The 4,925-nt window shown below is 51.5% G+C and carries 5 protein-coding genes; 2 read left to right on the forward strand and 3 right to left on the reverse strand.

The genetic code is table 11. The features are described from left to right. Window positions 1–320: DUF2218 domain-containing protein (locus tag Q0362_RS06485; RefSeq protein ID WP_298121481.1), on the forward strand; the 320-nt coding region annotated here is incomplete at its 5' end. Here the strand turns inward: Q0362_RS06485 and Q0362_RS06490 are convergent. The 3 genes from Q0362_RS06490 to Q0362_RS06500 form a co-directional block, all read right to left on the reverse strand. Then, a complete protein-coding gene (locus Q0362_RS06490) occupies window positions 317–1,198 on the reverse strand; it encodes an amidohydrolase family protein (RefSeq protein ID WP_298121485.1) in 882 nt (293 codons plus the stop codon). The genes Q0362_RS06485 and Q0362_RS06490 overlap by 4 nt on opposite strands. A gap of 31 nt (window positions 1,199–1,229) precedes the next feature. Beyond that, on the reverse strand, window positions 1,230–2,210 hold the full coding sequence (locus Q0362_RS06495) for a DMT family transporter (protein WP_298121489.1): 981 nt from the start codon (window positions 2,208–2,210) through the stop codon (window positions 1,230–1,232). A gap of 105 nt (window positions 2,211–2,315) precedes the next feature. Next, window positions 2,316–3,809, reverse strand: a complete 1,494-nt coding sequence (locus Q0362_RS06500) for an alpha/beta hydrolase domain-containing protein (RefSeq protein ID WP_298121494.1) — start codon at window positions 3,807–3,809, stop codon at window positions 2,316–2,318. Between the two features lie 144 nt (window positions 3,810–3,953). On the opposite strand from Q0362_RS06500, the gene Q0362_RS06505 reads away from it, so the two are divergent. Next, window positions 3,954–4,835, forward strand: a complete 882-nt coding sequence (locus Q0362_RS06505) for a helix-turn-helix transcriptional regulator (protein ID WP_298121498.1) — start codon at window positions 3,954–3,956, stop codon at window positions 4,833–4,835. Window positions 4,836–4,925: the final 90 nt, after the last annotated feature.

The following is a 4,925-nucleotide window of genomic DNA, read 5'->3' on the forward strand; positions in this document are numbered from 1 at the left end:
GCAAGAATATCCATATGCCCTCATACACACTCTGCGAACGTGCTTGCGTAACCATCGAACGCCCCGAGCGCTATGGCAAGCAACTTGCGTCACACATCTCACACAAAACTGACGTGACTGAGATAGATGGTGGTTGGGTAGCTCTCATCCGCGCAGGAGAGGGAAAGATTCTTCCCGGCAAGGAAGCATTAGTCCTCGAAGCCCGCGCCAACGATGACGAAACGCTTGAGATCGTCAAAGACGTGCTGGAACGCCACCTGCGCAAGTTCGCCGCGAAGCTCGATTTTCTCGAGATCACGTGGAATGAAATTTCGAACTAGTTCAAACCCAGTAAGCGCAACGCGTTGTCTCGCATAATCAAGGGACGAACTTCATCCTTGAATGGCGCATTCTCAAAGTCACTCATCCAGCGATCTGGAGTGAGTAGAGGGTAGTCAGATCCGAAGAGAACCTTGTTGCGAAGCAACGAGTTAGCCTGACGCACGAGAGCCTCGGGGAAGTACTTAGGTGACCATCCGGAAAGGTCTATCCAGGTGTTGGCCTTGTGAGTGGCAACAGCAATTGCTTCGTCCTGCCACGGCACGGACGGGTGAGCCATGATGATCTGGAGTTCAGGAAACTTTGCGGCAACTTCATCGAGCAGCAGGGGGTTAGACAGCCCAATCACCATGCCTGAACCACCTGGGGTTCCGGCTCCAATACCTGTCTGGCCAGTGTGAAAGAGAGCAGGGACTCCTGCTTCTTGGAGTACTTCATAGATCGGGAAGACTGACTCGTCATTGGGAGCAAAGTTCTGCACGGTGGGGTGGAATTTGAAACCCTTGACACCTGCGTCACCGATGAGCTTCTTGGCGGTTTCCACGGCCTTTTTGGGCTGGAGTGGGTCTACGGAACCAAAGGGAATGAGCACGTCATTGTTCTTGGCTGCACCGGCTGCGATTTCGAAGCTGTCAATGGGGTTGTGACCGAGTGCAGTCTGCGCGTCCACAGTGAAGACGACAGCGGCCATGTTGCGTTCACGGTAGTAGTCAGCGACCTCGTCCAGCGTGGGGCGTGCTGGCTCGGAGCGGAAGTAGGCCGTTGCTGCATCGATGAGCTTCTGCGGGAGAGACGTGTGACCGTGGGAGTCAACCTCGATGTGGACGTGCATATCGAGGGCGACGAGGTTCTCGACGTCGAGACCGTATTCATAGCTCATGTCTTCATTATCCTCTGGTTAGTCTTCTGATTCAGGCGTCTGTTGGCGGCTCGGCCACATGTGCATGGGGCTTCTTCTTGGGCCAGGCAGCCCATGCTGCCGCCACAAACGCCAAGCTGGCACCGATCAAGATCATCACACCAGTGACCTGTGCGCTGGGGAAGAAGAAGTCCAAAATCAAGGCCATGAGTAGCTGCCCGGCAATCGAGCCCAAGCCCATCAGAAGAACACCAATCTCCCGCACCACGACAGCGGTAATCCCAATGAAGACCACGCCAATCGCCCCACCGAGATAGAAATAGGGCTGAGAAGGCAAAGCCGCAGGCAACCCTGCCGAGAACGAATGGAATGCGGTAGCGATCAGCAGCACACCTGTTCCCACCATGAAATTGAGGAAGGTGGAGGTTAAGGGCGTGCCGGCAATAACGGTCATTCGTCCGTTTGCTGCGTCTTGCCAGGCGACCAGGACGCCACATACAAGCGGAAGTAGCAAGGGAAGTAATGACTCTGCAGCTGTGGAGTGGCCAACCAATGACAGCGCAACAGCTCCAATACCCAGAGCAGCACCGCCTACTCGGTTAAAGCTCAACGGCTTCTTCCCTGCCGGACCAATCCCCCACACGTCCAAGAACAATCCGCCCATGGACAAACCAGCGACAAAAGCCACGGTGTAGAGCGCAACACCCGTAATCCCGACTACCAAGGTCTGAGAGAGCACATAGGCGGCACCTGCGCTGCCCGCCAAGGTGAACCAGGGGGTGATTCCGCCAGAACGAAGAGCGGTAATGAGCTGGCGCCAGCCTTGCTGGCCCTTCTTATTGAAAGAAATGATGACGAGCAGAATCAAGAAGCCTGAGCCGAAGCTGATCACCCCAGAGAGAAACGCATCCTGGATTTCTTGCGCAAAGGCTCCATTGATACGAGCCTGACTTGTGCGCAGAACCCCAGCAAGAACAGCTAAAGCAATCGCCAGCCACGCAGCCATCAACGGCTTATGCGTGTGGTGAGTCATATCTCTAGGCTAGGCGTTGATGAAATTGGAGAACAAATCTTTGACTGCTGGATACAAGAATGCGTGGGTTTGAAATTGACAAACCCACGCATTCTTGATGGTTTCTTACTTTGAAATCTTTACCTTCTTCGCTGCACTAATTACAGACTCAGCGTCAACAGGCAAGATGTATCCTGCCTTTTCAACTGCCTGGGTTACAGAAGTTACTTGTGCAACATAGTCACTTGAAGATCCATATAGATTAGCAAGCTCGCTAGAAGTGAATTCTGTTCGAGAACCTGAAACGGCACAAGGGAAGTTTGTTCCATTGAACGCGTTCAATGCAGCGGTGGGAACGAGGAAGTCAGCAAGTTGAATTCCACCCTTCACATTGCCCTGCTCATCACGAACAAGATTGCCGTCAGCGTCACGCTCAAAGAGGATTGTGTCAGGCGCTGGAACACCGGTTTCAATCCATTTCACAATTGCGTCTGTAGCATCTGCAATGACCAAACCGTTTTCGACCGTGCTAAAGATGGGTTCTGAAGCACAGGTTGGCGCGACCCACTCGGTGAAGGAAATGGGCGTTCCATCTGGTCCCTTGAGGCCGTTATCACGCGTGAACATACCGTCCACATATGCAGCAGCATATTTAGAACCATGAGTTGCGCCCGCGATTTCCCAGGTACGAGTGTTGTCACCATTGGGGAATACAGGGAACAAAGGCGTCAATGACTCAGAGTTGATGCTGATAGCAGGAGCCTGAACATCATCACGAAGAGCATTTGTTGCACGATCCCACAACACAAATCCATCGAACAAGTTATCAATGGGTTGAATCGTGTTGTAATAACCAGTTAATCGACTCGCTGATTGAGATTGCCCAACAGCAATAACGTTTGCAACATCAAATCCAGAAAGTGCAGCATCTGGGCTATTAGTGTCTAGCAAGGCTTCAGTAACCCCGGAGAAAATATCCCATGAGTAAGCATCGCCTGGGCAAGGTGCTGGCGTTGGACAGGCGTCAATTGCCTCTCCTGTTGTTGGATCTGCATTTATTGAAGCAGCATGTAGCGATCCATATCGCTTTGGGCTCCAACTCTTCAGCGCATCAATACCGGCATTTTGGGCCGAAACGACTGCGTATGCATAACCTTCACGAAGATATTCTTCATGTGCTTCAGCGAAGACGAAATCTGCATCTACACCGATTGTGACGTTGGTCCATTCGACGAGGAGTGTTCCATTGAACTTTCCAGCTTCCGGAGTGCGCACCAACACACGAGTTCTGTAATCGTGATTGCTGTCAATTACTTCTGCTGTTGTGCTGTCCATATTTGACGCGCCACGGTATCGGTTCGCCTTGCCGTCAGCATAATATTCAGTTTCCGTGTAGCCATATTCACCTAGATCGATACTTGCTGCAGCCATAGGGGTCGTTCCTGCGACTTCGACGGGGGTGAGTACTGCAGGTGGAACAGAATATTCAATCTTGGTTGCATCTGAGTTCGTACTTGCAGTGGTGCATCCGGCGAGAGACAACGTTGTCCCTGCGATCAGTAGTGACGCAAAAGCGACCGCTCCGATGCGGCCGCCTCGTCTTGGTGTTGTGAATTTCATGTTGAGACGATTCCTTTTCGTTTATAACTGATGCTGTGGGGGTACACCCGGTCAGTTACTTGAGCATAAGAATGCAAGCCAATCCTCTGAGAGTCACAATTTGTGCCCCCCAGTACCTCATATTTCAGGACTACTATCAAACACATGAGTGCTAACGATGAGGTCAGCAGTTTTCTCAAAGCAATGCGGGAACGAATTCCTCCTGAGTTTGCCGGATTCCCTGCAGCTGAAGGGGACCGACGAGTCCCTGGTCTGCGCCGTGAAGAAGTTGCGACCCGTGCTGGGATAAGTCTGAGTTACTACACCCGACTTGAACGTGGAAACTTTACAGGCGCATCTGAAAGCGTTGTAAATTCACTTGCACGTGCGCTCGACCTCAGCGAAACAGAGCGTATTCACCTCTTCGATTTAGTCACACTGACTGGTAGTTTCACTCCAAATTCTCAATTCCAGCCACAGCTTGATTTCAAAAGATATTCCAACCTCCTCGATGGGATGACGGCCATTCCAGCGATGCTCGTAGATAGGGTCGGGAATCCACTTTTATCTAACGAAATGTGTAGGAGGCTTTACCCTGACCTTTTCCCCGAGGAACGTGAGCCGCTCAACCTCGGTCGCTATATCTTTCTTGATCCCCGTTCAAAAATCTTCTATCCCGAGTGGGACGAAATCGCTCGCGATGCGGCAAATAATTACAGATTCCTATCTGGAAAATATCCCAACGACCCCGAGCTCGCAGCACTAATTTCAGAGTTACGCAGTGGCTCCCGAGAATTTGAAGCATGGTGGACACTGCACGATGTTCGCATGCCCGCTCATGGGACAAAAGAAGTCATCCACCCGGCCGTTGGTCGAATGACCATAAACTACGAAATCCTGAATGTGAACGATGACATCAAGGGTTTAGTCCTCATGTCATATTTCCCACAGCCGAATTCATCCACCGTTGATGCAATGCAAATACTCATACATGCTGAAGATTTAAATAAGGCGACGCCCCCAAGTAACGACAGCCTCCGCACATAAACTTCATTTCCTGTGTTAACGAAAGTGACCCCGGCCGATTGGCCAGGGTCACTTCGTCTTTGAGGAGAACTAGTTGGTTACTGCTGCATC

It is taken from the genome of uncultured Aurantimicrobium sp., assembly GCF_936931525.1.
Lineage (GTDB): Bacteria > Actinomycetota > Actinomycetes > Actinomycetales > Microbacteriaceae > Aurantimicrobium.